This is a genomic window from Pseudomonas sp. RA_15y_Pfl1_P11 (genome assembly GCF_963970975.1).
Taxonomy (GTDB): Bacteria; Pseudomonadota; Gammaproteobacteria; order Pseudomonadales; family Pseudomonadaceae; genus Aquipseudomonas; species Aquipseudomonas tritici.
The window spans coordinates 44947-70759 of the sequence record NZ_CAXAOY010000025.1 but is presented as its reverse complement, the minus strand read 5'-3'; the positions used below and the strand labels follow the sequence as shown (position 1 = coordinate 70759).

The following is a 25813-nucleotide window of genomic DNA, read 5'->3' as shown; positions in this document are numbered from 1 at the left end:
GTAGCGTGCAGGTTGGCGTGAAAGGTAACGGTACTGAATCGACGCTGCCCAGTGGTGAGAAAGGCGCGCAGGTGAAGGTCGGCACTGACGGTAGCGTGCAGATTGGTTTGAAAGGAAATGCCACCGAATCGACGCTGCCGAATGGTGAGAAAGGTGCACCGGTAAAAGTCGGGGCCGAGGGTGATGCTAAGGTCACGGTCTTGCCTGATGGCAGCACGCAGGTGAGCCTGACGCCAGATAAAGGTAAGCATTTTAAGATTAGTTTGGCTGCCGGTATTCAGGTAAGGGTAAGTTCGGAGGATTGGTCAGGCCCGCGTTCGTCGCTGAAGCCGCGATTGATTGTCGATGAGCCAAACGTGGGCGTAAGCAGCAGCACGCCGCCAGCAATCGAGGCTAAGACCGCTACCAAGATCAGTGCAGAGGCGAAACCCGTTGCTGAAACAAGTGCAAAGGTGACGACCGGCGGTACGCCAGTCGCAAAGGTGAAGACGGGTGGTAAAACAGACGATGAGATTAAGGTCGGTATTAAGCCAAAGATTGAGATCCAGAAAGATCAGGAGTCCAAGGTCCGCACCGGAATTACATCTCCGGCTCCAGGTGCTGGACACCCTATCCATCAGCGTCTCGGCGCCGTCAATCAGCGCGTATTATGACAACGGCTGACAAGCGGCAGTGTCCAGCATGAATTTTTGATGCGGCCATTGTCATCTTCAAGAGCTAATTGCTGATCAATACTCCCCGATTGCGAGTGCAGTTGGGGAGTCCTGTACAAGGTAGGGGTCCATGTTTTCAGTATTCAATACTAGGGTGACAGGACTCAGGGATGAGCACTACGTAGTAGATTCGATTATATCCAGGGGCGTCAGTCAGACACCTTGGCAAACACTTCAGCCTAGTGTTGATTCGACTGATGTGTCTGCGCTGGCAACTGGAAAAAAGAACACGGGTTATCGCGAGGGTTGGGTGGACTGCCCGGCTGTCAGGCGCGGGGATAATCAGGCGGCATCCTTCATTACAACGGCATACCCATTTAACGGTATAAGTGGCAGAGCGGCCGGACGGCTCCTTGTTATGCCCGCCGCTGTACCCCGTGTCCCCTTCAGCGCCACGTTGTTTCCTTTTCGGCCATCGCAGAGCGCGGAGGTTGATGAACGTTCAGGTCTTTCCAAGAAGACAATTGGAGTTAAGGCGGATGATATCTGGCGTGGTTTTCGACAGAGCGATGAGGGTAACTGCGTCACCGTTGCAGCGATAAAGGTGGCAATGGCCAGGTTTGGCCAAAGTCCAAAAAGCATCTTTGCCAAGGTCGAGAAGACGGCGAAGGGATATAGCGTGACGCTGCGTGACGGTTACCACCTCCGTTTATCCGATCAGGAATTGTCGCAGGCTGCCCGCGGTGCCAAATTTACGGGGCGGGATATTGGGATGCTCAAGGACGCCAACTTCCTGTTTGCAGTAAGCGCCAAACGAGCACAGGAGGAGAACAATGATGGCAAGGCGGGTGCAAGCTTCAGGGCGGCAATAAGTAGCCTTAATGATGGTGAAGACGAGAAAGAAACCGGTGAGGCACTCAAGCGCTTGGGCCTGGGCAATTATTTGAAAAAGGCCTCGGTCAGTGAGTTGGCAAGCGGGCAGTTGGGCATGGTGAATACGGACACACATTCGGTTGCGGTCATCGGCGGGCATGAAGAGTTGTGGGGTAATAGGGGGGGCAGGCCGCGCGATGGTCAAGCCATAGCATTACGCTGATTGGGCTATGAAGTTTAATCGTTTCCTATCGCGGCCGCGTCCAACTATTTCATTTAAGAGTGAACGATATGAGTACGTTCGCAATTGGATCTTCTGCTCGCTCACATCCTATAGCGTTGCAGTTATCGAAGCACCCGGAAAAAGACACTTCTCTCCTCACTGCATTTGATGCCCCTGAGCGTGGTTTCGGCGAGCATTACAATGCGAGTTCGCACAGCGCCGTCATCAAACTGATGATGCTCACATTTGGAGAGCGCCCTGGCGATATGTTCAGCAATGTGCGGAGCAATGGCGATGGTTATGAGGTGACCATGAAAGATGGTTACAGGCTGCATCTTTCCCGGCAGGAGTTGCAACGGGCAGGGGGCGCATCGCGTTTTACGGGTCAGGACAACGTGGTACTGGGCAGTGCAAATTTCGCTCTGGCGGTGTTCATTAAACGCAAACAGCTGGGCAGTGGCAGCGCCGCTGATTTGCCAAGTTTTACCTCGGTGCTGACTCAATCTCTGCAAGGTGAAACGACCTTTAACATGCTCAAAGGCATGGGCTTGTCCGGTCATTTCCAATACCTACCCACTGCAGCGGTTGTCGGTGAAGGGGGGAAAGGGGTGGTAGACAGTTATGACGCTGGTTCAGCGCTGATTTACGCCGGCAAGGTGCAGCGCTTCGGCAGGCAGAGTTCTCCCGATCGAACCTACATGTATACGCTGGTTAATGACAGCGCGCCGAAGCCCCCCAGGGCTCCAGCCCCCGTCTCGCCGATCGTCGTGCCCAAGGTTGAACAGGTCACGACGAGTGTTCGCCCCCAGGTCGCCGAGGTTCTGCAGGGTTTCACTGCGGCCTCGCGAGCGTTTGGCGAAGTATTCGACCTGAGCAGCCATGCCGCAGTGATCAAGATGATGATGCTCAGGTTTGGCCAATCGCCCTCCGAGATGTTTAACAATGTCGAGACCACGGAGAATGGGTACAGCGTCACCATGAAAGATGGTTTTGAAGTGACGTTGTCAACACAGGAACTGCAGCGCACTACCGAAGCCTCGCGGTTTACCGGCCCTGACGCGCACATGGTCATCGACGCCAATTTCATGCTGGCCGCCTTTACCAAGCGCAAGCAGGTTGAACGCAATGCTCAGTTCGAGGCAGCGTTATTGAGCACCTTGCGCGGAGAGCACACTTACAATGTCTTGAAGGGGATGGGCCTGACCGGCTTTCTACGGGTTGTTCCGCCCGACAAGCTGCGCGATCCAACCCGCGTTGGCGTCACCCCTGCCTTCAACTATTCAAGCGCTTTGGTAGTGGATGGCATCAAGCATCGCGAAGGTGAGAAACAGGCCATCGTAAAGGACTATGGCTACCAGCTTGCCGCGGACGTTGCCCGAGCGCGCAACGCAAAGCCAGCGCAATTTCCGGCGCCCCCCGTCGGCGTCAAGCCAGTCGATATATGGGGCGGTTTCTATCAAGGCGTGGAAGGTAACTGTGTCACGGTGTCGGCGATCAAGGCGGCGATGATGAAATACGGGCAAAACCCTTTGGGGATCTTCAAGCGTGTCGACGAAACGCCGGACGGTTTCACCGTTACCATGCGCGATGGCTGCACGGTGCGCCTCACCTACGTCGAGCTGGAAATGGCACGCGCGGCGGCTAACTTCTACGGTACGGATAAAGGCCTGGTTGAGGACGCCGTGTTCCTTTATGCCGCGAGCGCCAAGCGTGCACAGTTGGAAGACCACGAATTCCGCGCCGGTGCCGGCTTTGACGTCGCCCTCAAAACACTGAATGACGGTGAGGTGCCTGGCGACGCGCTGCGCCGCTTGGGCCTGTACGCCTTCACTCGCCAGAGCAGCGTGCAGGAACTGGCGTCAGGCGTGCCAGGTACTCTGGCGAACTTCGGGCATTCCGTGGTCGTTGTCGACGGCGCTGTCGATGAATATGGCGCCAAGCGCGACTTGAACCACTCGCGCTGGATGGAAAAGGGCGGGCACGCACTGAAACTGGTTTAAACCCCACCCTTGTCGGCGATCAACAGCTCCCTGAATCCGATCATCGGCAGTGGTCGGCTGTGCCAATAGCCTTGGTACAAATGGCAACCCAAGCCCTGCAGGAATGCCAGTTGATCCTGGGTTTCCACACCCTCGGCGATCACCACCAGGTTCAGGCTGCGAGCCATCGCCACTATGGCGCGAATGATTTCGGCGTCGTTAGGGTCGTGAGTGGCGTCACGCACAAAGGATTGGTCGATCTTCAGCGCATCCACCGGCAGGCGCTTGAGGTAAGTGAGCGATGAGTAACCGGTGCCGAAGTCATCCATCGCAAAGCTCACGCCGAGTTTTTTCAGGCGGCGCATTTTGCTGATGGTGTCGTCCAGGTTCTGGATCACAATGCCTTCGGTGATTTCCAGTTTCAGCAGGTTGAACGGCAATTGGTGCTGCTTGAGGCTGCGCTCCACCCGCTCCACAAAATCGTTCTGGCGGAACTGCCGAGGGCTGATGTTCACGCACAGGCTGAAGTTCAACGGGTCTACCAGGCCTTCCGCGACCAGTTGTTGAAAGGCCGCGCAGGCTTCATCAAGGATCCAGGTACCGACTTCAAGGATCAGGCCGCTGTCCTCCAGTACCTTGATGAATTCGGACGGCGACTGCGCGCCCAGTTGCGGGTGCTGCCAGCGCACCAACGCCTCGGCGCCGACGATCTTGTTGCCGCGTGCATCCACTTGCGGCTGGTAATGCACGCTGAACTCGCCACGCGACAGCGCCAGGCGCAGGTCGGTCTCCATGCGCAGGCGTTCGCTGGCGGTTTTTTGCATGCTGTTATGGAACATCTGCGTGGTGTTGCGCCCTGAGTCCTTGGCGCGATACAGGGCGATGTCGGCGCGCTTGAGCAAGTCCGCCGGCGTGGTGCCATGGTCGGGAATCAGCGCCACGCCAATACTCGGCGTGACCTGCAAACGATGGCCATCGAGGAACATCGGCTCCGAGAGTAATTCGCGCAGGGTGTCGGCCAGTTCTTGCACCTGATTGCTGACTTCCATGCGCGAACCATCCAGGCCACTGAGCAGCACCACGAACTCATCGCCGCCCAGGCGCGCCACGGTGTCTTCCATACGCACGCTGGCCTCCAGACGTGCGGTGACGATCTTCAGCACCGAGTCGCCGACCGGATGGCCGAGGGAGTCGTTGATGTGTTTGAAGTGGTCAAGGTCCAGGAACAGCAGCGCACCGCGCAAATTGTGGCGCTTGAGCAGGGCAATTTGCTGGCTTAGGCGGTCCATCAACAGGGCGCGGTTGGGCAGGTTGGTCAACGGGTCGTGGTAGGCCAGGTGGCGGATCTGTGCCTGGGCGTTTTTCAGCAGGCTCACGTCCCGTGCTGTCAGCAGCAGGCACGGGGTTTCATTCAGGGTGATGGGCTCCACCGAGACCTCCACCGCCAGCAACTCGCCGCGTTTGTTGTGCCAGAGCATTTCCAGGTGGTGGATGCGGCCTTTGATCTGCAATTCGGCCAATAGCGCGGCGCGTTGGTTTTCATCGGCCCAGATGCCGATTTGGTAAAGGGTCAGGCCTATGGCTTCCTTGGCGCGATAGCCGGTCAGGCGGCAGAAACCGTCATTGACCTCCACATAACGGCCGGTGTCGCGCTCGGTGATGGAAATCGCGTCGGGGCTGGAATGGAAGGCCTTGGCGAACTTTTCCTCGCTGGCCTTGAGTGCAGCTTCCGAGCGTTGTTGCTGAGTGATGTCCCGCAGTGTGGTGACGATGCATGGCTGGTCGCCGACCTTGATCAAACGGCTGGAAATCACGCACGTCAGGCTTTGTCCGTTTTTGTGATGCGCCACGATCGCCACATTGCTCAGCGTATGCTCGCGGATTACCCGCTCGATTCGCTGCAGGCGTTTGCTCGACTCGTCCCACAGGCCGATCTGCTCGGCACTTTTGTCGATCACCTCAGCGGCGGTCCAGCCAAAGGTCTGGGTAAAGGCAGGGTTAATCTCCATAAATGCGCCGCTGTTCAGGCAGGTCACGCAGATTGGATCCGGGCTGGCCTGGAACAGGCTGGCGAATTTTTCTTCGGAGGCGGTCAGGCGTTGTTCGCGCTCCACCTGGTCGGTGATGTCCAGCAAGGTGCCGGCCATCCGCAGCGGCGCGCCTTTGTCATCGCGATACAGGCGGGCACGGCTTTCAAGGTAGCGCGAGCTGCCGTCTTCCATGGGCACGCGGTAGGTCAGTTGATAATTGCCGGCTGGCCCCTCGCGCAGGGTGCGGTAGGCGTCGCGCATGCTGTCGCGTTCTTCATGGGGCATGCCTTCGAAAAACGCATCGAAGGACTCATGGAACGGTTCGGGCGGCAGGCCGTGCAATTGGGCGGAGCGTGCCGAGCCGTAGAGCATGCCGGTGGGGATGTGCCAGTCCCAGGTGCCCAGTTGCGCAGAATCCAGGGCCAGGTCGAGGCGTTCCTGGCTGTCCTTGAGGGCTTGCTCGGCGTTTTTGCGCTCGGTGGTGTCGAGAAAGGTGCTGAGTAAATACGCCTCACCTTCCAACTCGACCTTTTGTGCGCTGAGGGTGCCATCGTGGACCTGGCCGTTGCTGGCACAAAACTGCACCTCCATGGTAATGGGCCGGCCCTTGCGCTGCGTGGCCTTGACCAGCAACGCACGTTGCTCCGGGCGGCGCCACAGGCCGAGCTCCAGGGTGGTGCGGCCAATGGCATCGGCCAGCGGCCAGCCAAAGAGCATTTCGAAATATTGGTTGGCTTCGCTGATCAAACCGTCGCACTGGCGGGTCAGTAATACCATGTTGGGGCACAGGTGGAACAAGGTGGCAAAGCGTTTTTCGGAGTGGCTGAGGGCGTGCTCGCGTTCGCGCTGGCGGGTGGTCTCGCGGATAACCCCAATCATGCGGCGCCGACCGGCTTTATCGGGCGCCAGGCTGCCGTTGATTTCCAGCCAGTGATGGGTGCCGTCCGGCCACTGGATGTGGTGGTGCATGGCTTGCTCGAATGGCTCGCCGGCCAGTACGGCGTGAAAGGCCCGCACCACTCGGGCGCGATCCTGTGGCGCCAGCAGGTCGAGATAATCCAGGTCCTTGGACAGTGGTTGGCGCGGGTCAAAGCCGAACAGCGCCTGAGTGCCCCGCGACCAGCTTATCCTGCCGCTGTCGATCTCCCAGCACCATGCACCTAGCCGGGCGGCATTGAGCGCTGCCAGCAACTGCGGGGCACTGTCCCAGCTTTGCTCCGCCTCTTGAGGATCAAGGGCGTAGATGCGGGGCAGGGGTGGCACGGAATCGGCGGGGTTGCGCATTATCAAAGGGCCTTGGCTCGATGGGCGGAAAGCGCGGGTTCTTTCAGACCTTGAGGCCGCACAGTGTCATGCCGGTACCCCTGGCAGATCGACCTGTGCATCCAATAGGCTCATGAAAGCCCGCGCAGCGTTCGACAGCGTCCTTTCGGTGTGCACGATATAGCCTAGCTGGCGACTGAGCTGTATGCCCGGCAAAGCGATACTTGCCACCTGCTCATCGAGCATGGTGCGCGGTAAAACGCTCCAGGCCAGGCCGATCGACACCATCATCTTGATAGTTTCCAAATAGTTAGTGCTCATTGCGATGTTCGGCGTGAGGCCCTGAGCCTCGAACAGCCGGCTGACAATATGGTGAGTAAAGGTGTTACCGCCCGGGAAAACCGCCGGGTGGCGGGCGATATCGGCCAGGTTGACGCGGTCATTGCTGATCAGGCTGTGCTCCGGTGCCACCACGAAATCCAGCGGGTCGTCCCACACCGGTGTTGCACGTACAAGGTTGTGCGGATCGGGCGCCAGGGTAATTACTGCCACTTCGGCGCGGCCGTGGAGGATTTCTTCGTAGGCCACTTCCGAATCGAGGAACTGAATATCCAGCGCCACATTGGGGTATTGCCGGGTAAAGGTGCGTAGCACAGGCGGCAGGCGGTGCAGGCCGATATGGTGGCTGGTGGCCAGGGTCAGGCGACCGCTGACTTCGCCGGTCAGGTTAGTGAGTGCGCGGCGCGTGTCGTCCAGCACATTGAGGATCTGATAGGCGCGCGGCAGCAGGGCCCGCCCGGCTTCCGTCAGGCCGACTTCACGACCCAGGCGGTCGAACAATCGCACCTTTAGTTGTTGCTCCAGGCCGGCAATGCGTTTGCTGATGGCGGGTTGGGTCAGGTGCAGGCGTTCACCGGCGCCGGAGAAGCTGCCAGTCTCGGCGATGGCGATAAAAGCATTGAGGTTGGCCAGGTCCATGGTGGTATTCCAGTTGGTAATCCAAAGCATAAAAAATATGAATTTGAGTTATTTAATGTAGCGCCATACCATCAGCCTCACAAGCCAAAGGGTTATTGAAAAGCCCGGCGTATAGAAGCACCGATGATGAGGACCGACTGATGGCCGGCAAAACGCTTTACGACAAGCTTTGGGATTCCCATGAAGTGAAACGGCGCGACGATGGCTCGTCGCTGATCTATATCGACCGTCACATCATCCATGAAGTGACCTCGCCCCAAGCGTTCGAAGGCCTGCGACTGGCCGGGCGCAAGCCCTGGCGCGTCGACTCGATCATCGCTACCCCGGACCACAACGTACCGACCACCCCTGAGCGCAAGGGCGGTATCGACGCCATCGTCGACACCGTATCGCGTTTGCAGGTGCAGACCCTCGACGACTACTGCGACGAATATGGCATCACCGAATTCAAGATGAATGACGTGCGTCAAGGCATCGTCCACGTGATCGGTCCGGAGCAGGGCGCGACCTTGCCGGGCATGACCGTGGTTTGCGGCGACTCCCATACCTCCACCCATGGCGCGTTTGGCGCCTTGGCCCACGGCATCGGTACTTCTGAGGTTGAACATGTGTTCGCCACCCAGTGCCTGGTCGCCAAAAAGATGAAGAACATGCTGGTGCGCGTTGAGGGCAAATTGCCGTTCGGCGTGACCGCTAAAGACATCGTGCTGGCGGTAATCGGCAAGATTGGCACCGCCGGCGGTAATGGCCATGCCATCGAGTTCGCTGGCAGTGCGATTCGCGACCTGTCCATCGAAGGCCGCATGACCATCTGCAACATGTCCATCGAAGCCGGTGCCCGTGTGGGCATGGTGGCGGCGGACGAGAAGACCGTCGACTACGTAAAAGGCCGTCCGTTCGCGCCAGCAGGCGCCGATTGGGATGCTGCGGTAGAAGCCTGGAAAGACCTGGTGTCCGACGCCGATGCAGTGTTCGACACTGTGGTTGAACTCGACGCTGCCCAGATCAAGCCGCAAGTCAGCTGGGGCACTTCGCCGGAAATGGTTCTGGCCGTCGATCAGAACGTGCCAGACCCTGCCAAAGAGGTTGACCTGGTCAAGCGCGGTTCCATCGAGCGCGCCTTGAAGTACATGGGGCTGAAAGCCAACCAGGCGATTACCGACATTCAACTGGATCGCGTGTTCATCGGTTCATGCACCAATTCTCGGATCGAAGACCTGCGCGCCGCAGCGGTGATCGCCAAAGGCCGCAAAGTCGCTTCGACCATCAAGCAAGCCATCGTGGTGCCAGGTTCGGGGCTGGTGAAGGCGCAAGCCGAGGCGGAAGGCCTGGACAAGATCTTCCTCGAGGCCGGCTTTGAATGGCGTGAGCCGGGCTGCTCGATGTGCCTGGCGATGAACCCGGACCGTTTGGAGTCGGGCGAGCATTGCGCGTCCACCTCCAACCGTAACTTCGAAGGGCGCCAGGGTGCCGGTGGGCGCACCCACCTGGTCAGCCCGGCCATGGCCGCTGCGGCTGCCGTCAACGGTCGTTTCATCGACGTTCGCGAATTGATCTGAGGAATACCCGATGCGTGCTTTTACACAACACACAGGTTTAGTCGCGCCGTTGGACCGTGCCAACGTGGACACCGACCAGATCATCCCCAAGCAGTTCTTGAAGTCGATCAAGCGCACCGGTTTTGGCCCGAACCTGTTCGACGAGTGGCGCTACCTGGACGTGGGCTACGCCTACCAGGACAACTCCAAGCGCCCGCTGAACAAGGACTTCGTGCTCAACGCCGAGCGTTACCAAGGCGCCAGCGTGTTGCTCGCCCGGGAAAACTTCGGCTGCGGCTCCAGCCGTGAACACGCGCCGTGGGCGCTGGAAGAATATGGCTTTCGCAGCATCATTGCGCCGAGCTATGCCGACATCTTCTTCAATAACAGCTTCAAGAACGGCTTGTTGCCGATCATCCTCACCGATGAAGAAGTCGACGAACTGTTCAAACAAGTGGAAGCCGATGTGGGCTACCAGTTGACGGTTGACCTGGCCGCGCAAACCGTGACCCGTCCGGACGGCAAGGTGTATCACTTTGAAGTCGATGCTTTCCGTAAGCACTGCCTGATCAACGGCCTGGACGATATCGGCCTGACCTTGCAGGACGGTGATGCAATTGCCGCGTTTGAGGCCAAGCACCGGGCTAGCCAGCCATGGTTGTTTCGCGATGCCTGATTCTATGTAAGCCGGACTGGCCCCTTCGCGAGCAAGCCCGCTCCCACATTTGACTGCATTTCAACTGAAGGAACTCGGTCGAATGTGGGAGCGGGCTTGCTCGCGAAAGCGGCAGTAAAAACAACACAAGTCCCAAGGAAAACCACCATGACACGCACCGCCCACACCCAAGTCGTGCAAAAACAATTCGGTGAGCAAGCCTCGGCCTACCTGAGCAGTGCCGTGCACGCCCAAGGCACCGAATTCGCGCTGCTCCAGGCCGAACTGGCCGGGCAGGGCAGTGCGCGACTGCTGGATTTGGGCTGCGGCGCCGGTCATGTCAGTTTTCACGTGGCGCCGCTGGTCAAAGAAGTCGTGGCCTACGACCTCTCCCAACAGATGCTCGACGTAGTCGCCGGCGCAGCTTTAGACCGCGGCCTGGACAACATTCGCACCGTACAGGGCGCCGCTGAACGCCTGCCGTTCGCCGACGGCGAGTTCGACTACGTGTTCAGCCGCTATTCGGCCCACCACTGGAGCGACCTCGGCCTGGCCCTGCGTGAAGTACGCCGGGTGCTCAAGCCAGGCGGCGTGGCGGCCTTCGTGGACGTCTTGTCACCGGGCAGCCCGCTGTTGGACACTTACCTGCAAACCGTCGAAGTACTGCGCGACACCAGCCACGTGCGTGATTACTCCGCCGCCGAATGGATGCGTCAGCTCAGCGAAGCCGGTTTGCACGTACGCAACAGCAGCCGTCAGCGCCTGCGCCTGGAATACACCTCGTGGGTCGAGCGCATGCGCACGCCAGCGGTATTGCGCGCCGCAATCCTCGAGCTGCAAACGGCGATGGGCCAGGAAGTGCGCGATTACTACGAAATTCAGGCCGACGGCACCTTCAGCACCGACGTGCTGGTGGTCTGGGCCGAACGCTGATTGATTTTCCCCGACCTGCCCACGGGCGGGTCGCTTGATGAAATGAGGAACGCATGAGCAAGCAGATTCTGATTCTCCCTGGCGACGGTATTGGTCCGGAAATCATGGCCGAAGCGGTCAAGGTCCTGGAACTCGCCAACAGCAAGTACAGCCTGGGCTTTGAACTGAGCCACGACGTGATCGGCGGTGCGGCCATCGACAAGCACGGCGTGCCGCTGGCCGACGAAACCCTGGACCGCGCTCGCGCGGCTGACGCCGTACTGCTCGGCGCCGTGGGTGGCCCGAAATGGGACAAGATCGAACGTGACATCCGCCCTGAGCGCGGTCTGCTGAAAATCCGCGCGCAACTGGGCCTGTTCGGCAACCTGCGCCCGGCGATCCTCTACCCGCAACTGGCCGACGCGTCGAGCCTCAAGCCGGAAGTGGTGGCGGGCTTGGATATCCTAATCGTGCGTGAGCTGACCGGCGGTATCTATTTTGGCTCGCCACGCGGCGTGCGTGAGTTGGAGAATGGTGAGCGCCAGGCCTACGACACGCTGCCGTACAGCGAGAGCGAAATCCGTCGTATCGCCCGTGTCGGTTTCGACATGGCCCGCGTGCGCGGCAAAAAGGTTTGCTCGGTGGATAAAGCCAACGTATTGGCTTCCAGCCAGCTGTGGCGCGAAATTGTTGAAGAAGTGGCCAAGGACTACCCGGACGTCGAACTGAGCCACATGTACGTCGACAACGCCGCCATGCAACTGGTGCGCGCGCCGAAGCAGTTCGACGTGATCGTCACCGACAACCTGTTCGGCGACATTCTGTCCGACCAGGCGTCGATGCTCACCGGTTCCATCGGCATGCTGCCATCGGCGTCCCTGGACACCAACAACAAGGGCATGTACGAGCCTTGCCACGGCTCGGCGCCGGACATCGCGGGCCAGGGCATTGCCAACCCGCTGGCGACGATTCTGTCGGTGTCGATGATGCTGCGTTACAGCTTCAACCTGAGCGACGCCGCAGACGCCATCGAGAAAGCCGTGAGCCTGGTGCTGGACCAGGGTTTACGCACTGGCGACATCTGGTCGCAGGGTTGCACCAAGGTCGGTACGCAAGAAATGGGCGACGCAGTAGTCGCCGCGCTGCGGAATCTGTAATCTCTCGGGCCCGCTTGCAGTTGTTGCTGCAAGGCGGCCCACTTTTTAACAAGGTGTAGTTGCGATGAAACGTGTAGGTCTGATCGGTTGGCGCGGTATGGTCGGTTCCGTGCTCATGCAGCGGATGCTGGAAGAGCAGGATTTCGATCTTATTGAGCCGGTGTTTTTCACCACGTCGAACGTGGGTGGCCAAGGGCCGTCCGTGGGCAAGGATATTGCCCCGCTCAAAGACGCCTACAACATTGAAGAGCTGAAGACCCTCGACGTGATTCTGACCTGTCAGGGTGGCGACTACACCAGCGAAGTCTTCCCCAAGCTGCGCGAAGCCGGCTGGCAGGGCTACTGGATCGACGCCGCCTCGAGCCTGCGTATGCAGGATGACGCGGTAATCGTCCTGGACCCAGTGAACCGCAAGGTCATCGACCAGCAACTGGACGCCGGCACCAAGAACTACATCGGTGGCAATTGCACCGTCAGCCTGATGCTGATGGGCCTGGGCGGTTTGTTTGAAGCCGGCCTGGTCGAGTGGATGAGCGCCATGACCTATCAGGCGGCTTCCGGTGCCGGCGCGCAGAACATGCGTGAACTGATCAAGCAAATGGGCGCGACCCACGCAGCCGTCGCCGATCAACTGGCGGACCCGGCCAGCGCGATCCTCGATATCGACCGGCGTGTGGCCGAAGCCATGCGCAGCGATGCGTACCCGACCGAGAACTTCGGCGTGCCATTGGCTGGCAGCCTGATCCCATGGATCGACAAAGAACTGCCGAACGGCCAGAGCCGCGAAGAGTGGAAGGCCCAGGCCGAGACCAACAAGATCCTCGGTCGCTTCAAGAGCCCGATCCCGGTGGATGGCATCTGCGTGCGCATCGGCGCGATGCGCTGCCACAGCCAGGCGCTGACCATCAAGCTGAACAAAGATGTGCCGATTGCCGATATCGAAGGGCTGATCAGCCAGCACAACCCGTGGGTCAAGCTTGTGCCGAACAACCGTGATATCAGCATGCAGGAGCTGAGCCCGAACAAGGTCACGGGTACCCTGAATGTGCCGGTGGGTCGTCTGCGCAAGCTGAACATGGGCACCCAGTACCTGGGCGCGTTCACCGTTGGCGACCAACTGCTGTGGGGTGCGGCTGAGCCGTTGCGTCGTATGCTGCGGATTCTGCTGGAGCGTTGATCGCTTGAGGCAAGATGAGAAACCCGCGTTCTGTTGACAGGCGCGGGTTTTTTTTGTTGTGCTTTTGGGCCTCTTCGCGAGCAAGCCCCACATTTGATTGCATTTAACTCGGTCGAATGTGGGGCTTGCTTGCAAAGAGGCCATCAGTCACACCACAAACGCTGGGTTAATTGCCTCACCCCCCACCACCCGGTAAAGTGCCGCTCCCCCGCAATGCCCGAGGCAGCCCCCATGACCCAGACCTTTGATATCGCCGTAATCGGCGCCACCGGCACCGTTGGCGAAACCCTGGTGCAGATCCTTGAAGAGTTGAGCTTCCCGGTGGGCACCCTGCATTTGCTGGCGGGCAACAACTCGGCTGGCGCATCCGTGCCGTTTCGCGGCAAGAACGTGCGGGTGAGGGAAGTCGATGAGTTCGACTTCAGCAAAGTGCAACTGGCTTTTTTTGCGGCGGGACCGGCGGTTACCTTGAGTTTCGCCCCGCGTGCCACCGCGGCGGGTTGCTCGGTGATCGACTTGTCTGGCGCCTTGCCGGCCGCGCAAGCGCCGCAAGTGGTGCCGGAAGCCAACGCCCATGTGCTTGATGGCCTGAAAAAACCGTTCCAGCTCGGCAGCCCAAGCCCATCGGCGACCAACCTGGCGGTGGTACTGGCGCCCTTGCGTGGCCTGTTGGATATCCAACGCGTGAGCGTCACCGCCAACCTGGCAATGTCGGCCCAGGGGCGCGAGGCGGTCAGCGAGCTCGCACGTCAAACCGCTGAGCTGCTGAACATGCGCCCGCTGGAACCGACGTTCTTTGATCGTCAGGTCGCGTTCAATGTGTTGGCGCAAGTCGGCGCGCCAGACGCCCAGGGTCATACAGCCTTGGAAAAACGCCTGGTCCATGAACTGCGTGCAGTGCTGGAATTACCTTTGCTAAAGATTTCCGCAACTTGCGTTCAAGCCCCGGTGTTTTTTGGCGATAGCCTGACTGTGTCTCTGCAATTGGGCGCAGCGGTGGATCTCGCCGCCGTGAACCGCGCACTCGACACAGCTCCAGGTATAGAGCTCGTGGATGAGGGGGACTATCCCACCGCAGTGGGCGACGCGGTAGGCCAGGATGTTATTTATGTAGGGCGGGTCCGTAAGGGTGTGGATGACCCGGCGGAACTAAATCTGTGGTTGACGTCAGATAACGTACGCAAAGGCGCCGCACTGAACGCCGTACAGTTGGCGCAGTTGTTGATAAAAGACCTTGTGTAAAAGATACTTGGCGGCAATTTGTAGATTGATTCTAGCCAGGCACTATGCTTGGTCCAAAGCAGAACAGAAGCGCGTCGGTAACCTATCGGCTCGCCATGCCTTATGGCAGCGGTTACCAACCTTCTCGCAGGCCGGGGAGTGTTCAAACAAAGGATGAGGCTATGGTTCAAGTTCGCAAACTGGTGTTAGCAATAGCGGCCGCCTCGGCGCTGTCCTCCGGTATGGCGCAGGCGCTGCAGCTGGGGGAGATGACCCTCAAGTCGAAGTTGAACCAGCCGTTGGCGGTGGAGATCGAATTGCTCGATGTCGGTGGCCTCACGGCTTCCGAGATCACGCCGAGCCTGGCCTCATCTCAGGCGTTTGTGGACGCGGGTGTCGATCGCCAGGCGTTCCTCAATGACCTGACTTTTACCCCGGTGGTCAATCCCAATGGCCGCAGCGTGGTGCGTGTCACCTCAAGCAAGCCGCTGCCGGAATCCTACGTACGCTTCCTGCTGCAGGTGCAATGGCCCAATGGCCGTCTGATGCGCGATTACAGCGTATTGCTCGACCCGGCCAAATTCGACCAGCGGGCACCGACGGCCGCCGCACCTGCCTCGCGTGTGGCGGCGCCGGCCAGCACCGCGCCAGCCGTGAGCAAGCCGGCGCAGTACACCACCACCTCCCGCGACACCTTGTGGGAAATTGCCGCGAAGAATCGCAATGGCGGCTCGGTCCAGCAGACGATGCTGGCGATCCAGGCGCTCAACCCGGGCGCGTTTATCGACGGCAATATCAACCTCCTGAAAACCGGCCAGGTCCTGCGCCTGCCAGATACCGTAGAAAGCACCGCGCTGCCGCAACCCCAGGCGATAGCCGAAGTCCGCGCGCAGAATAACGCCTGGCGCCAGGGTCGGCGCGTCGCCACCAACCCTGCGGCGGGTAAGCAGCAACTGGACGCCACCAAGCGCGCCCAAGCTGGCAACGCGCCAGCGACTACCAACGCTAAGGACAACTTGAGCCTGGTTTCGGCCGAGGCGGCCAAGAAGGGCGCCAAAGGCAAGGCTGGCGACAGCGCGGTTCTGAGCGACAAACTGGCAATGACCCAGGAGCAACTGGACACCACTCGTCGCGACAACGAAGAGCTGAAAAGCCGCGCGGCCGACCTGCAAAGCCAGTTGGACAAGCTGCAAAAACTGATTCAACTGAAAAACGATCAGCTTGCCCGTTTACAGGCTGAAAAGGGGGCTCCGGTCGCTCCGGCCACTGCAGCAATGCCCGCTCAGTTGGCGGGTGAGCCGGCTGCTGCCCCTTCAGTGCCCGATGCAGCGACAGCAGCGCCTGTGCCAGCGGCTGAACCGGTCGAAGCTGATGCAGCGCCTGCCACCACCGAGGGCAAATTCAACGACCTGCTGACTAGCCCCGCCTTGCTCGGCTTGCTCGGCGGTGCGGCTATTTTGTTGGTGCTGTCGCTCCTGCTGTTGTGGGCGCGCCATCGAAATGCTCGCCGCGAAGAGGAAAAGCACCTGCGCATGGCGCGGGCCCTGGCTGAAGAGCCGGAGTTCGCCTCCAACATCGACCACGACCTGCCGCCGGACAGTTTCGAAGGCCTCGAAGTGCCGCCGCCAAGCGTCAAGTTGGCCGCCGCTCCAGCAGCGGCCCCAGCCGTTGAGCCGGCAGTTGTTGTGCCGACCGTTGCCTCTGTACTTGCGCCGCTGGCTGTTGCTGTGGCCCCGGAAAACTCCAGCGATTCACTGGCCCAGGCCCAATCCCATATCGACCGCGGCCACCTGAACCAGGCCGCCGATGTGCTGGAGCAGGCAATTAAGCATGAGCCCAAGCGCAGCGACCTGCGTTTGAAGCTGATGGAAGTCTACGGCCTGCAAAGCGACAAGGACGGCTTCGTCACCCAAGAGCGTCAACTGGTAGCCAATGGTGAAAACCACGCCCAGGTCGAGCAGCTCAAAAGCCGCTTCCCGGCCATGGCCGTTTTGGCGGCGGGCGTCAGCGCTGCGGTTGCCGCCGCCGCGCTGGACGCTCAATACGTCAAGGATTTGCTCGAAGACAAGCCGGCTGAGCCTGCGCCAGAGACCTTCGACACCGATTTCGATTTGAGCCTGGACGATCTGGAAGCGGCATCCCCGGCTGAGGTCAAGGACGATCAGCAGACATTCGAGTCGCTCCTGCAGCAGCAGACTGAAGCCAAGGCCGCTCCTGATGATCTGTCGGACTTCGACCTGGACCTGCAACCTGATGCACCGGCTTCGGCGCAATCCGATGACGACTTCCTCTCGGGCCTGGACGAGCAGATGAAGGACGTGCCTGCTGTCGAACCGCCGACCCTGACCCCTGCGGCGCTGGACGATTTCGATCTGCCGGAAGATTTCGACCTGTCCCTGGCCGACGAGCCGCAAGCAAGCGCCAAGCCTAATGCTTTTGCGTCGGAGCTGGATGACGTCAATGCCGAACTGGACCGCCTGTCCCAGAGCCTGGAACATCCGTCCATCGAGCCGTCCTTTACTGCGGAAGACGCGGCGCTGGGGGATGATGAGCCGGAATTCGACTTCCTCTCCGGCACGGATGAGGTGGCCACCAAGCTTGACCTGGCCCAAGCCTATATCGACATGGGCGATGCGGACGGCGCGCGGGACATCCTCTCCGAAGTGCTGACTGAAGGAGATGAGACCCAGCGCGGCGAGGCTAAGGAAATGCTTGACCGGCTGGCGTGATCGTCGACTGTTAAAGCAGCGGCGCCCTTCGGGGCGCCGTTTTGCTTTTGTGGGCTCCCACACAAACCGGCATAATGACCCCCTCTGCGCAACTCATCAGGCTCTCAGTTCTTGGCAAATATAGATAACGCGGCCGCCGAAATGGCGGCCGCAGGCTTTTACCGCATCGCCCTTGGCGTGGAATACAAAGGCTCGCGCTATCGCGGCTGGCAGCGCCAGGCCTCCGGTGTGCTGACGGTGCAGGAAACCCTGGAAAAGGCCCTGTCCAAAGTCGCCGATTCGCCGGTATCGCTGATGTGCGCCGGGCGCACCGACGCCGGCGTGCACGCCTGCGGCCAGGTAGTGCACTTCGACACCCAGGCTGAACGGTCAATGAAAGCGTGGGTGATGGGCGCCAATATCAATCTGCCCCATGACGTCAGTGTCAGCTGGGCCAAGGTGATGCCGGCGCACTTTCATGCACGCTTCAAGGCGATCGCCCGGCGTTATCGCTACGTGATCTACAACGATCAGATCCGCCCGGCGCACCTCAACGAAGAAATTACCTGGAACCACCGCCCGCTGGATGCCGAACGCATGGCCGAAGCGGCGCAGCACCTGGTGGGCGTGCATGATTTCAGCGCCTTTCGTGCCGGCCAGTGCCAGGCCAAGTCGCCGATCAAGGAGGTCCACCACTTGCGGGTGACCCGTCACGGCAAGATGATTGTGCTGGATATTCGCGCCGGGGCCTTCCTGCACCATATGGTTCGAAACATTGCCGGGGTGCTGATGACTATCGGCACGGGCGAGCGCCCGGTGGAGTGGGCCAAGGAAGTACTGGAAAGCCGCATTCGCCGCACGGGCGGGGTCACGGCACATCCGTTCGGCCTGTACCTGGTGGATGTGGAGTACCGCGACGAGTTCGAATTGCCGGAACGTTTCATCGGGCCACACTTCCTCACAGGTTTCAGCGAACTTGGCGGCTGACGCCCGGAAAAGCTTTTGTTACCATCCGGGACTTTCTGGTTCCAACCCCGAGGTTTTCACGACATGTCAGCCGTTCGCAGCAAGATTTGCGGGATTACCCGCATAGAAGACGCGCTGGCGGCGGTCGAGGCGGGCGCGGATGCCATCGGTTTCGTGTTTTACGCCAAGAGCCCGCGGGCGGTGAGTGTGTTGCAGGCGCGGGCGATCATTGCCGCATTGCCGCCGTTCGTGACCACCGTGGGTCTGTTCGTCAACGCCAGCCGGTGTGAGCTCAACGAAACCCTGGATGCCGTACCGTTGGACATGCTGCAGTTCCATGGCGACGAAACGGCGGAAGAATGTGAAAGCTATCAGCGCCCGTATATCAAGGCGTTGCGCGTCAAGGCCGGGGATGACATCGCGGCGGCGTGTGCCGCCTATGGTGGCGCTCGCGGGATTCTGCTCGACACCTACGTCGAAGGCGTGCCCGGCGGCACCGGCGAAGCGTTTGATTGGTCGCTGATTCCCGAAGGTTTGAGCAAGCCGATCATCCTGGCTGGCGGGCTCAACCCTGCGAATATCGCGGCCGCGATCGAACAGGTTCGGCCGTATGCCGTGGATGTCAGTGGTGGGGTAGAGCAGGGCAAGGGCATCAAGGACCACAGCAAGATTCGCGCATTCATGCGGGCCGTGCGCAACAGCGGTGGTGGGATGTGACGGCTGGCAGTCTGCCGCCGTCCATAACTACCACTGTGTAAAACAGCCCGGCGCCGCCTCAGGGTGGCCCGGAAATGAAGTGGCAACCCTGCGCTGGCAGGTTGTCTGGAAGGCTGAGGGTGCATGCAGGAAATGGCCGGTCGAACGTCTGACCCCGTCCAGTATGTGTCATCGCCACATATGAATTTAGCTCAAGGGCATACGCGGGGCTGTGTTCAAGCCACCGGTACTGGAGAAAGAAAGCATGAGCAACTGGTTAGTAGACAAACTGATCCCTTCGATCATGCGTTCCGAGGTGAAGAAAAGCTCGGTTCCTGAAGGTCTGTGGCACAAGTGCCCATCCTGTGACGCGGTGCTGTATCGCCCCGAGCTTGAAAAGACCCTGGACGTTTGCCCCAAGTGCAACCACCACATGCGTATTGGCGCGCGCGCCCGCATCGACATTTTCCTGGATGCTGACGGCCGCAACGAGCTGGGCGCTGACCTGGAGCCGGTTGACCGTCTCAAGTTCCGTGACAGCAAGAAGTACAAGGACCGCTTGGTCGGTGCGCAGAAGCAGACCGGCGAGAAAGACGCGCTGATTTCCGTCAGCGGCAAATTGCTCGGCATGCCAGTTGTGGCGTCGGCGTTTGAATTCTCCTTCATGGGGGGGTCCATGGGGGCCATCGTCGGTGAGCGCTTTGTCCGCGCGGCCAACTATGCCCTGGAAAACCGTTGCCCGATGATCTGCTTCGCCGCCTCCGGTGGGGCTCGTATGCAAGAAGCCCTGATTTCCCTGATGCAAATGGCCAAGACCTCCGCGGTACTGGCGCGTCTTCGCGAAGAAGGCATCCCGTTCATCTCCGTGCTCACTGACCCGGTCTACGGCGGTGTTTCCGCCAGCCTGGCAATGCTGGGTGATGTGATCGTCGGCGAGCCAAAGGCCCTGATCGGCTTTGCCGGCCCGCGCGTGATCGAGCAGACCGTACGCGAAAAGCTGCCCGAAGGTTTCCAGCGCAGCGAGTTCCTGCTGGAGCACGGTGCTATCGACCTGATTATCCCGCGCAGTGAGCTGCGCCCGCGCCTGGGCAACCTGCTGGCGCAAATGATGGGCCTGCCGACGCCTGTCTACGTCGCGCCTAAAGTCGAGCCGATTGTGGTGCCGCCGGTGCCTGCAAACCTATGACCCAGCGCACCCTGGGCGAATGGCTTGCCTACCTTGAGCAGTTGCATCCTTCCGCCATCGACATGGGCCTGGAGCGTTCGCAACAGGTAGCGGCCCGCCTCGGGTTGGGTCGTCCGGCGCCGCGCGTGATCACGGTAACCGGCACCAACGGCAAAGGCTCTACCTGTGCCTTTGTCGCGGCGCTGCTCCAGGCCCAAGGGCTGAAAGTCGGCGTCTACAATTCCCCGCACCTGCTGCGTTACAACGAGCGGGTGCAACTCAATGGCGTCGAAGCCACTGATACGCAACTCTGCGAAGCCTTCGCCGCACTCGATGCGGGCCGAGGCGAGATTTCCCTGACTTATTTCGAGATGGGCACCCTGGCGGCGTTCTGGCTGTTTGAGCGTGCGCAACTGGATGTGGTGGTGCTGGAAGTCGGTCTGGGCGGGCGTCTGGACACGGTCAACGTGGTGGATGCCGACCTTGCGCTGGTCACCAGCATTGGCGTGGACCACGCCGACTATCTGGGTAACACCCGTGAGTCCGTGGCTTATGAAAAAGCCGGTATCTTCCGCCAGGGCAAGCCTGCGCTGTGTGGTGACCTAAATCCGCCGCACACCTTGCTGGACAGGGTGCGCGAGCTGGGTTGCCCGTTCTTCCTGCGCGGCCGCGAATTCAATCTTGAGATCGTTGAGCAGCACTGGCAATGGCGTGGGCTCGATGCCCGTGGCCAGGCGGTGGAACTGCGTGACCTGCCGCTATTGAACCTGCCATTGGAAAACGCCGCGCTCGCGCTGCAAGCCTATCTGCTGCTGGATCTGCCGTGGAATGCCGAGCAGATTGCTGCCACATTGCTGGCGACTCGCGTGGTAGGGCGTCTGGATCGTCGTGCGTTCGAATGGCAGGGCAAGCGCCTGAACTTGCTGTTGGATGTGGGGCACAACCCCCATGCGGCCGAGTACCTGGCTCAGCGCCTTTCACGCACGCCGTCGGTCGGTCGTCGCCTTGCCGTATTCGGTCTGCTGGCGGACAAGGACCTGGATGGCGTGGTCGCGCCCTTGTTGGGCAGTGTCCAGGCCTGGGCTGTGGCGCCGCTGGATACTTCGCGTAGTCGCCCGGCTGCTGAGCTGGAACTGGCGTTGCAGAACCTTGGTGCACCTGTGGCGTCGTATACAAGCGTCACCGAGGCCCTTGAAGCGCAGTGCGCCGTTGCTACGCCCGACGATGAAATTCTATTGTTCGGGTCATTTTATTGCGTTGCCGAGGCGCTTGAGTGGTTAGCCCGGCGCTCCACGGAGGAAGCTGCACATGGCATTACTGGATAGCGCGTACAAGCAGCGAATGGTCGGAGCCTTGGTTCTGGTAGCGCTGGCGGTGATTTTCCTGCCGATGCTGTTTTCTCGTCAGGACGAAGAGCGCCAGGTCGTGGTTGAGGCTCCGGCCGCGCCACAAGCCCCGGCGGTGCCGCAGGTTCAGGTCGAGCCTGTGGTCGTGCCTGAGCCCCAGGCCTTGCCGGAAGAGGAGCCTGTGCCGACGGATGATGAAGTGGCTGCGCAGCAAGCACCGTCGATGCCGGTGCAGCCAAGCGTGCCAGTGGTCAAGCCGGCACCCGCTGCGCCGGTCGCCGCTGCTAAGCCCGTCGCGCCTGCACCTGCGCCCAAGCCGGTAGCACCGCAGCCCGCCGCACCGGGCAAGCCGGATGTGGGCCAGAGTCGTATCGATCCGAATGGCTTGCCGATCAGTTGGTCGATTCAAGTGGCCAGCCTGGGCAGTCGCGAGGGCGCCGACGCCTTGCAAAAGAAGCTGCGTAGCCAGGGGTATAACGCCTATATCCGTAGCGCCGACGGCAAGAACCGCGTGTTTGTCGGGCCGTTGATCGAGCGTGCCGAAGCGGATCGCCTGCGGGACTTGCTGGATCGCCAGCAGAACCTCAAGGGTTTTGTGACTCGCTTCCAGCCTGAGCGCGGCTGATACCACCAGCACTTGGTAGGGATGCAAGCCAAACGTGGGAGCTGGCTTGCCGGCGATGACGCCGGATCAATCAACAGTGATGTTGAATGTGCCGGCCCCATCGAAGGCAAGTCAGCTCCCGCATTCGTTTTGTGGTTGGCTTGAAATCACGTTGGCTCGCCACAAACTATTGATTTGCAAAGCAGCCGCAATCACAGCTTACCGACAGCCCAGCGCTCTGCTAAAATGCGCCGCCTCATCTGTCCGTAGGCTGCACTGTGCCATTTACCTGGGTTGATTGGGCGATTGTTGCAATTGTCGCCATCTCCGCTTTGATCAGTCTAAGCCGCGGCTTCGTAAAAGAAGCACTGTCGTTGCTGACCTGGATCATCGCAGGAGTCGTAGCCTGGATGTTCGGCGGTTCATTGTCGGTCTACCTGGCTGGATACATCGAGACACCTTCGGCCCGTGTCATCGCGGGCTGCGCCATCATGTTCATCGCCACGCTGCTGGTGGGGGCAATGGTCAATTATCTTATTGGCGAGTTGATACGTGTCACCGGCCTCTCCGGGACCGATCGATTTCTCGGCATGGCCTTTGGCGCTGCGCGTGGTGCGTTGCTGGTGGTCGTGGCAGTCGGGCTGTTGAGCCTGGGGCCGGTACAGCAGGATTCGTGGTGGCAGGAGTCGGTACTCGTGCCAAAATTTCTATTGGTTGCAGATTGGTCCAAGAACCTCATTTTGGGGTGGAGCAGTCAGTGGCTGGCCAGCGGAATCAGCGTACCCGCTGATCTTCCGTTCAAGGAACACCTCTTACCGGCCAAAACGCCTCAGTAAGCTGGGTTCAGTCAAGATTCATTAAGTAGGGGTTGCGTCGCATGTGTGGCATCGTCGGTATCGTCGGTAAGTCGAACGTCAATCAGGCGCTGTATGACGCGCTAACCGTCCTCCAGCACCGCGGCCAGGACGCTGCCGGTATTGTGACCAGCCACGACGGCCGGTTATTCCTGCGCAAGGACAATGGCCTGGTGCGTGACGTGTTCCACCAGCGTCACATGCAGCGCCTGGTCGGGCACATGGGCATTGGCCATGTGCGTTACCCGACTGCCGGCAGCTCGACGTCGGCCGAAGCTCAGCCGTTTTACGTCAACTCGCCTTACGGCATCACGCTGGCGCACAACGGTAACCTGACCAACGTTGAACAGCTGGCCAAGGAGATTTACGAATCTGACCTGCGCCACGTCAACACTAACTCTGACTCGGAAGTGCTGCTCAACGTGTTCGCCCACGAGCTGGCCCAGCGCGGCAAGCTGCAGCCGACCGAAGAGGATGTGTTCGCTGCCGTGACTGACGTGCACAACCGTTGCGTCGGTGGTTACGCCGTTGTCGCCATGATCACAGGTTATGGCATCGTTGGCTTCCGCGACCCGCACGGCATCCGCCCGATCGTGTTCGGCCAGCGCCACACCGACGAAGGCGTCGAGTACATGATCGCTTCCGAAAGCGTGTCCCTGGACGTGCTGGGCTTCACCTTGATTCGCGACCTTGCGCCGGGCGAAGCGGTGTACATCACCGAAGACGGCAAGCTGCACACCCGCCAGTGCGCCGTGGCGCCGAAACTCACCCCGTGCATCTTCGAACACGTCTACCTGGCGCGTCCGGATTCGATCATCGACGGCGTTTCGGTGTACAAGGCACGCCTGCGCATGGGCGAGAAGCTGGCTGAGAAGATCCTGCGCGAGCGTCCTGAGCATGACATCGACGTGGTAATCCCGATTCCGGACACTAGCCGTACCGCTGCGCTGGAATTGGCCAACCACCTGGGTGTCAAGTTTCGCGAAGGCTTCGTGAAAAACCGCTACATCGGCCGTACCTTCATCATGCCGGGCCAGGCGGCGCGCAAGAAGTCGGTTCGCCAGAAGCTCAACGCGATCGAGCTGGAGTTCCGCGGCAAGAACGTGATGCTGGTGGATGACTCCATCGTGCGTGGCACCACCTGCAAGCAGATCATCCAGATGGCCCGCGAAGCCGGTGCTAAGAACGTGTACTTCTGTTCTGCCGCGCCTGCCGTGCGTTACCCGAACGTGTACGGTATCGATATGCCGAGCGCCCATGAACTGATCGCCCACAACCGTTCGACCCAGGATGTTGCCGACCTGATCGGCGCGGATTGGCTGATCTACCAGGACCTCCCGGACCTGATCGAAGCGGTCGGCGGTGGCAAGATCAAGATCGACCAGTTCGACTGCGCCGTGTTCGACGGCAAGTACGTGACCGGGGATGTCGACGATGCCTACCTGAACAAGATCGAGCAGGCGCGTAATGACTCGTCGAAGATCAAGACCCAGGCGGTCAGCGCGATCATCGACCTGTACAACAACTGAGTGACAACCGGCCCTGAGGGGCCGGTTTTGTATCTTAAATAAAGAATTGAGTAAGGAGTGGCAGCATGAGTCAGGAATGGGATGCCGGTCGGTTGGACAGCGACCTCGATGGCGTAGCTTTCGATACCCTGGCTGTGCGCGCCGGCCAACACCGCACGCCGGAAGGTGAGCACGGTGATCCGATGTTTTTCACGTCCAGCTACGTGTTCCGCACGGCGGCCGACGCCGCTGCGCGCTTTGCTGGCGAAGTGCCGGGTAACGTCTATTCGCGTTACACCAACCCGACCGTGCGCGCGTTCGAGGAACGTATCGCCGCGCTTGAAGGTGCTGAGCAAGCGGTGGCCACCGCTACCGGCATGGCGGCAACCCTGGCGGTGGTGATGAGCCTGTGCAGCGCCGGCGACCATGTGCTGGTGTCGCGTAGCGTGTTTGGGTCGACCATCAGCCTGTTCGAAAAGTACTTCAAGCGCTTTGGCATTGAAGTGGACTACGTGCCCCTGGCGGACCTGTCCGGCTGGGACGTTGCGATCAAAGCCAACACCAAGTTGCTATTCGTCGAGTCGCCATCCAACCCTTTGGCTGAGCTGGTGGATATCGCCGCGTTGGCCGAAGTCGCTCACGGCAAGGGCGCGATGCTGGTGGTCGACAATTGCTTCTGCACCCCGGCGCTGCAGCAGCCGTTGAAGCTGGGCGCGGACATTGTTGTGCACTCGGCCACCAAGTTCATCGACGGCCAGGGTCGTTGCATGGGCGGTGTGGTCGCCGGTCGCAGTGAGCAGATGAAAGAGGTCGTCGGCTTCCTGCGCACCGCTGGCCCGACCTTGAGCCCGTTCAATGCCTGGATCTTCCTCAAAGGTCTGGAAACCCTCAGCCTGCGCATGAAGGCCCATTGCGCCAACGCCCAGGCCCTGGCCGAGTGGCTGGAGCAACAGGACGGTATCGAGAAAGTGCACTACGCCGGTCTCAAGAGCCACCCGCAACACGCGTTAGCCCAGCGCCAGCAGCGTGGTTTCGGTGCCGTGGTGAGCTTCGAAGTGAAGGGCGGCAAAGACGGCGCCTGGCGCTTTATCGATGCCACTCGCCTGATCTCCATCACTGCCAACCTGGGTGACAGCAAGACCACCATTACTCACCCGAGCACCACCTCCCACGGGCGCCTGGCGCCACAGGAGCGCGAGGCGGCGGGTATCCGTGACAGCCTGATCCGCGTTGCGGTGGGCCTGGAAGACGTTGCCGACTTGCAGGCTGACCTGGCTCGCGGGCTGGCGGCCTTGTGATCGAGTGGT

At 60.4% G+C, this 25813-nt stretch carries 20 protein-coding genes; 18 read left to right on the top strand and 2 right to left on the bottom strand.

Annotated elements, in window-relative coordinates:
- The 3 genes from AACY44_RS25205 to AACY44_RS25195 all read left to right on the top strand — a co-directional run.
- Window positions 1-653 (top strand): hypothetical protein (locus AACY44_RS25205; RefSeq protein ID WP_339531284.1); only part of this gene is annotated, 653 nt, incomplete at its 5' end.
- Window positions 654-1071: 418 nt separating this feature from the next.
- The gene (locus AACY44_RS25200) at window positions 1072-1749 is read left to right on the top strand and encodes a hypothetical protein (RefSeq protein WP_339427457.1); all 678 of its coding nucleotides are present in this window, start codon (window positions 1072-1074) and stop codon (window positions 1747-1749) included.
- A 68-nt stretch (window positions 1750-1817) separates the two neighbouring features.
- Window positions 1818-3749: a hypothetical protein gene (locus AACY44_RS25195; RefSeq protein WP_339437356.1), complete on the top strand. Its 1932-nt coding sequence runs from the start codon at window positions 1818-1820 to the stop codon at window positions 3747-3749.
- Here AACY44_RS25195 and AACY44_RS25190 read toward each other — a convergent pair.
- Together AACY44_RS25190 and AACY44_RS25185 are read right to left on the bottom strand one after the other, a co-directional pair.
- Window positions 3746-7042, bottom strand: a complete 3297-nt coding sequence (locus AACY44_RS25190; protein ID WP_339437355.1) for an EAL domain-containing protein — start codon at window positions 7040-7042, stop codon at window positions 3746-3748. The two genes, AACY44_RS25195 and AACY44_RS25190, sit on opposite strands and share 4 nt — an antisense overlap.
- 66 nt (window positions 7043-7108) lie before the next feature.
- A complete protein-coding gene (locus AACY44_RS25185) occupies window positions 7109-7999 on the bottom strand; it encodes a LysR family transcriptional regulator (RefSeq protein ID WP_339437354.1) in 891 nt (296 codons plus the stop codon).
- A 140-nt stretch (window positions 8000-8139) separates the two neighbouring features.
- Here AACY44_RS25185 and leuC point away from each other — a divergent pair, with 140 nt between their 5' ends.
- From leuC to AACY44_RS25110, 15 genes are all read left to right on the top strand, one after another.
- Entirely contained in the window at window positions 8140-9558 is a 1419-nt protein-coding gene (gene leuC / locus AACY44_RS25180) for a 3-isopropylmalate dehydratase large subunit (RefSeq protein WP_339420602.1), read from the top strand.
- A 10-nt stretch (window positions 9559-9568) separates the two neighbouring features.
- Window positions 9569-10213 carry a 3-isopropylmalate dehydratase small subunit gene (leuD, locus tag AACY44_RS25175; RefSeq protein WP_032888286.1) on the top strand — a complete coding sequence of 215 codons (645 nt, stop codon included), beginning with the start codon at window positions 9569-9571 and terminating at the stop codon, window positions 10211-10213.
- A gap of 147 nt (window positions 10214-10360) precedes the next feature.
- On the top strand, window positions 10361-11125 hold the full coding sequence (locus AACY44_RS25170) for a class I SAM-dependent methyltransferase (protein ID WP_339420603.1): 765 nt from the start codon (window positions 10361-10363) through the stop codon (window positions 11123-11125).
- 53 nt (window positions 11126-11178) lie between these two features.
- A complete protein-coding gene (gene leuB / locus AACY44_RS25165) occupies window positions 11179-12261 on the top strand; it encodes a 3-isopropylmalate dehydrogenase (RefSeq protein WP_017530190.1) in 1083 nt (360 codons plus the stop codon).
- Window positions 12262-12325: 64 nt separating this feature from the next.
- The gene (gene asd, locus AACY44_RS25160) at window positions 12326-13438 is read left to right on the top strand and encodes an aspartate-semialdehyde dehydrogenase (protein WP_339420604.1); all 1113 of its coding nucleotides are present in this window, start codon (window positions 12326-12328) and stop codon (window positions 13436-13438) included.
- 231 nt (window positions 13439-13669) lie between these two features.
- Complete coding sequence (locus tag AACY44_RS25155; RefSeq protein WP_339420605.1) at window positions 13670-14680, top strand: aspartate-semialdehyde dehydrogenase; 1011 nt, start codon at window positions 13670-13672, stop codon at window positions 14678-14680.
- Between the two features lie 161 nt (window positions 14681-14841).
- Window positions 14842-17388: a FimV/HubP family polar landmark protein gene (locus AACY44_RS25150; RefSeq protein ID WP_339531281.1), complete on the top strand. Its 2547-nt coding sequence runs from the start codon at window positions 14842-14844 to the stop codon at window positions 17386-17388.
- A 141-nt stretch (window positions 17389-17529) separates the two neighbouring features.
- Complete coding sequence (truA, locus tag AACY44_RS25145; protein ID WP_065874106.1) at window positions 17530-18354, top strand: tRNA pseudouridine(38-40) synthase TruA; 825 nt, start codon at window positions 17530-17532, stop codon at window positions 18352-18354.
- Between the two features lie 63 nt (window positions 18355-18417).
- Window positions 18418-19050 carry a phosphoribosylanthranilate isomerase gene (locus AACY44_RS25140; protein ID WP_339439314.1) on the top strand — a complete coding sequence of 211 codons (633 nt, stop codon included), beginning with the start codon at window positions 18418-18420 and terminating at the stop codon, window positions 19048-19050.
- Between the two features lie 244 nt (window positions 19051-19294).
- A complete protein-coding gene (gene accD, locus AACY44_RS25135) occupies window positions 19295-20215 on the top strand; it encodes an acetyl-CoA carboxylase, carboxyltransferase subunit beta (RefSeq protein WP_339420608.1) in 921 nt (306 codons plus the stop codon).
- Complete coding sequence (folC, locus tag AACY44_RS25130) at window positions 20212-21519, top strand: bifunctional tetrahydrofolate synthase/dihydrofolate synthase (protein ID WP_339437351.1); 1308 nt, start codon at window positions 20212-20214, stop codon at window positions 21517-21519. The genes accD and folC overlap by 4 nt, the downstream gene beginning before the upstream one ends.
- On the top strand, window positions 21503-22165 hold the full coding sequence (locus AACY44_RS25125; RefSeq protein WP_339420610.1) for an SPOR domain-containing protein: 663 nt from the start codon (window positions 21503-21505) through the stop codon (window positions 22163-22165). Before folC ends, AACY44_RS25125 begins: the two co-directional genes overlap by 17 nt.
- Before the next feature lie 257 nt (window positions 22166-22422).
- Window positions 22423-22980 (top strand): CvpA family protein, encoded by a 558-nt coding sequence (locus tag AACY44_RS25120; RefSeq protein ID WP_003192538.1) that lies wholly within the window; start codon window positions 22423-22425, stop codon window positions 22978-22980.
- 41 nt (window positions 22981-23021) lie between these two features.
- Window positions 23022-24527 carry an amidophosphoribosyltransferase gene (gene purF / locus AACY44_RS25115; RefSeq protein WP_339420611.1) on the top strand — a complete coding sequence of 502 codons (1506 nt, stop codon included), beginning with the start codon at window positions 23022-23024 and terminating at the stop codon, window positions 24525-24527.
- A 65-nt stretch (window positions 24528-24592) separates the two neighbouring features.
- Complete coding sequence (locus tag AACY44_RS25110; RefSeq protein ID WP_339531278.1) at window positions 24593-25804, top strand: O-succinylhomoserine sulfhydrylase; 1212 nt, start codon at window positions 24593-24595, stop codon at window positions 25802-25804.
- Window positions 25805-25813: the final 9 nt, after the last annotated feature.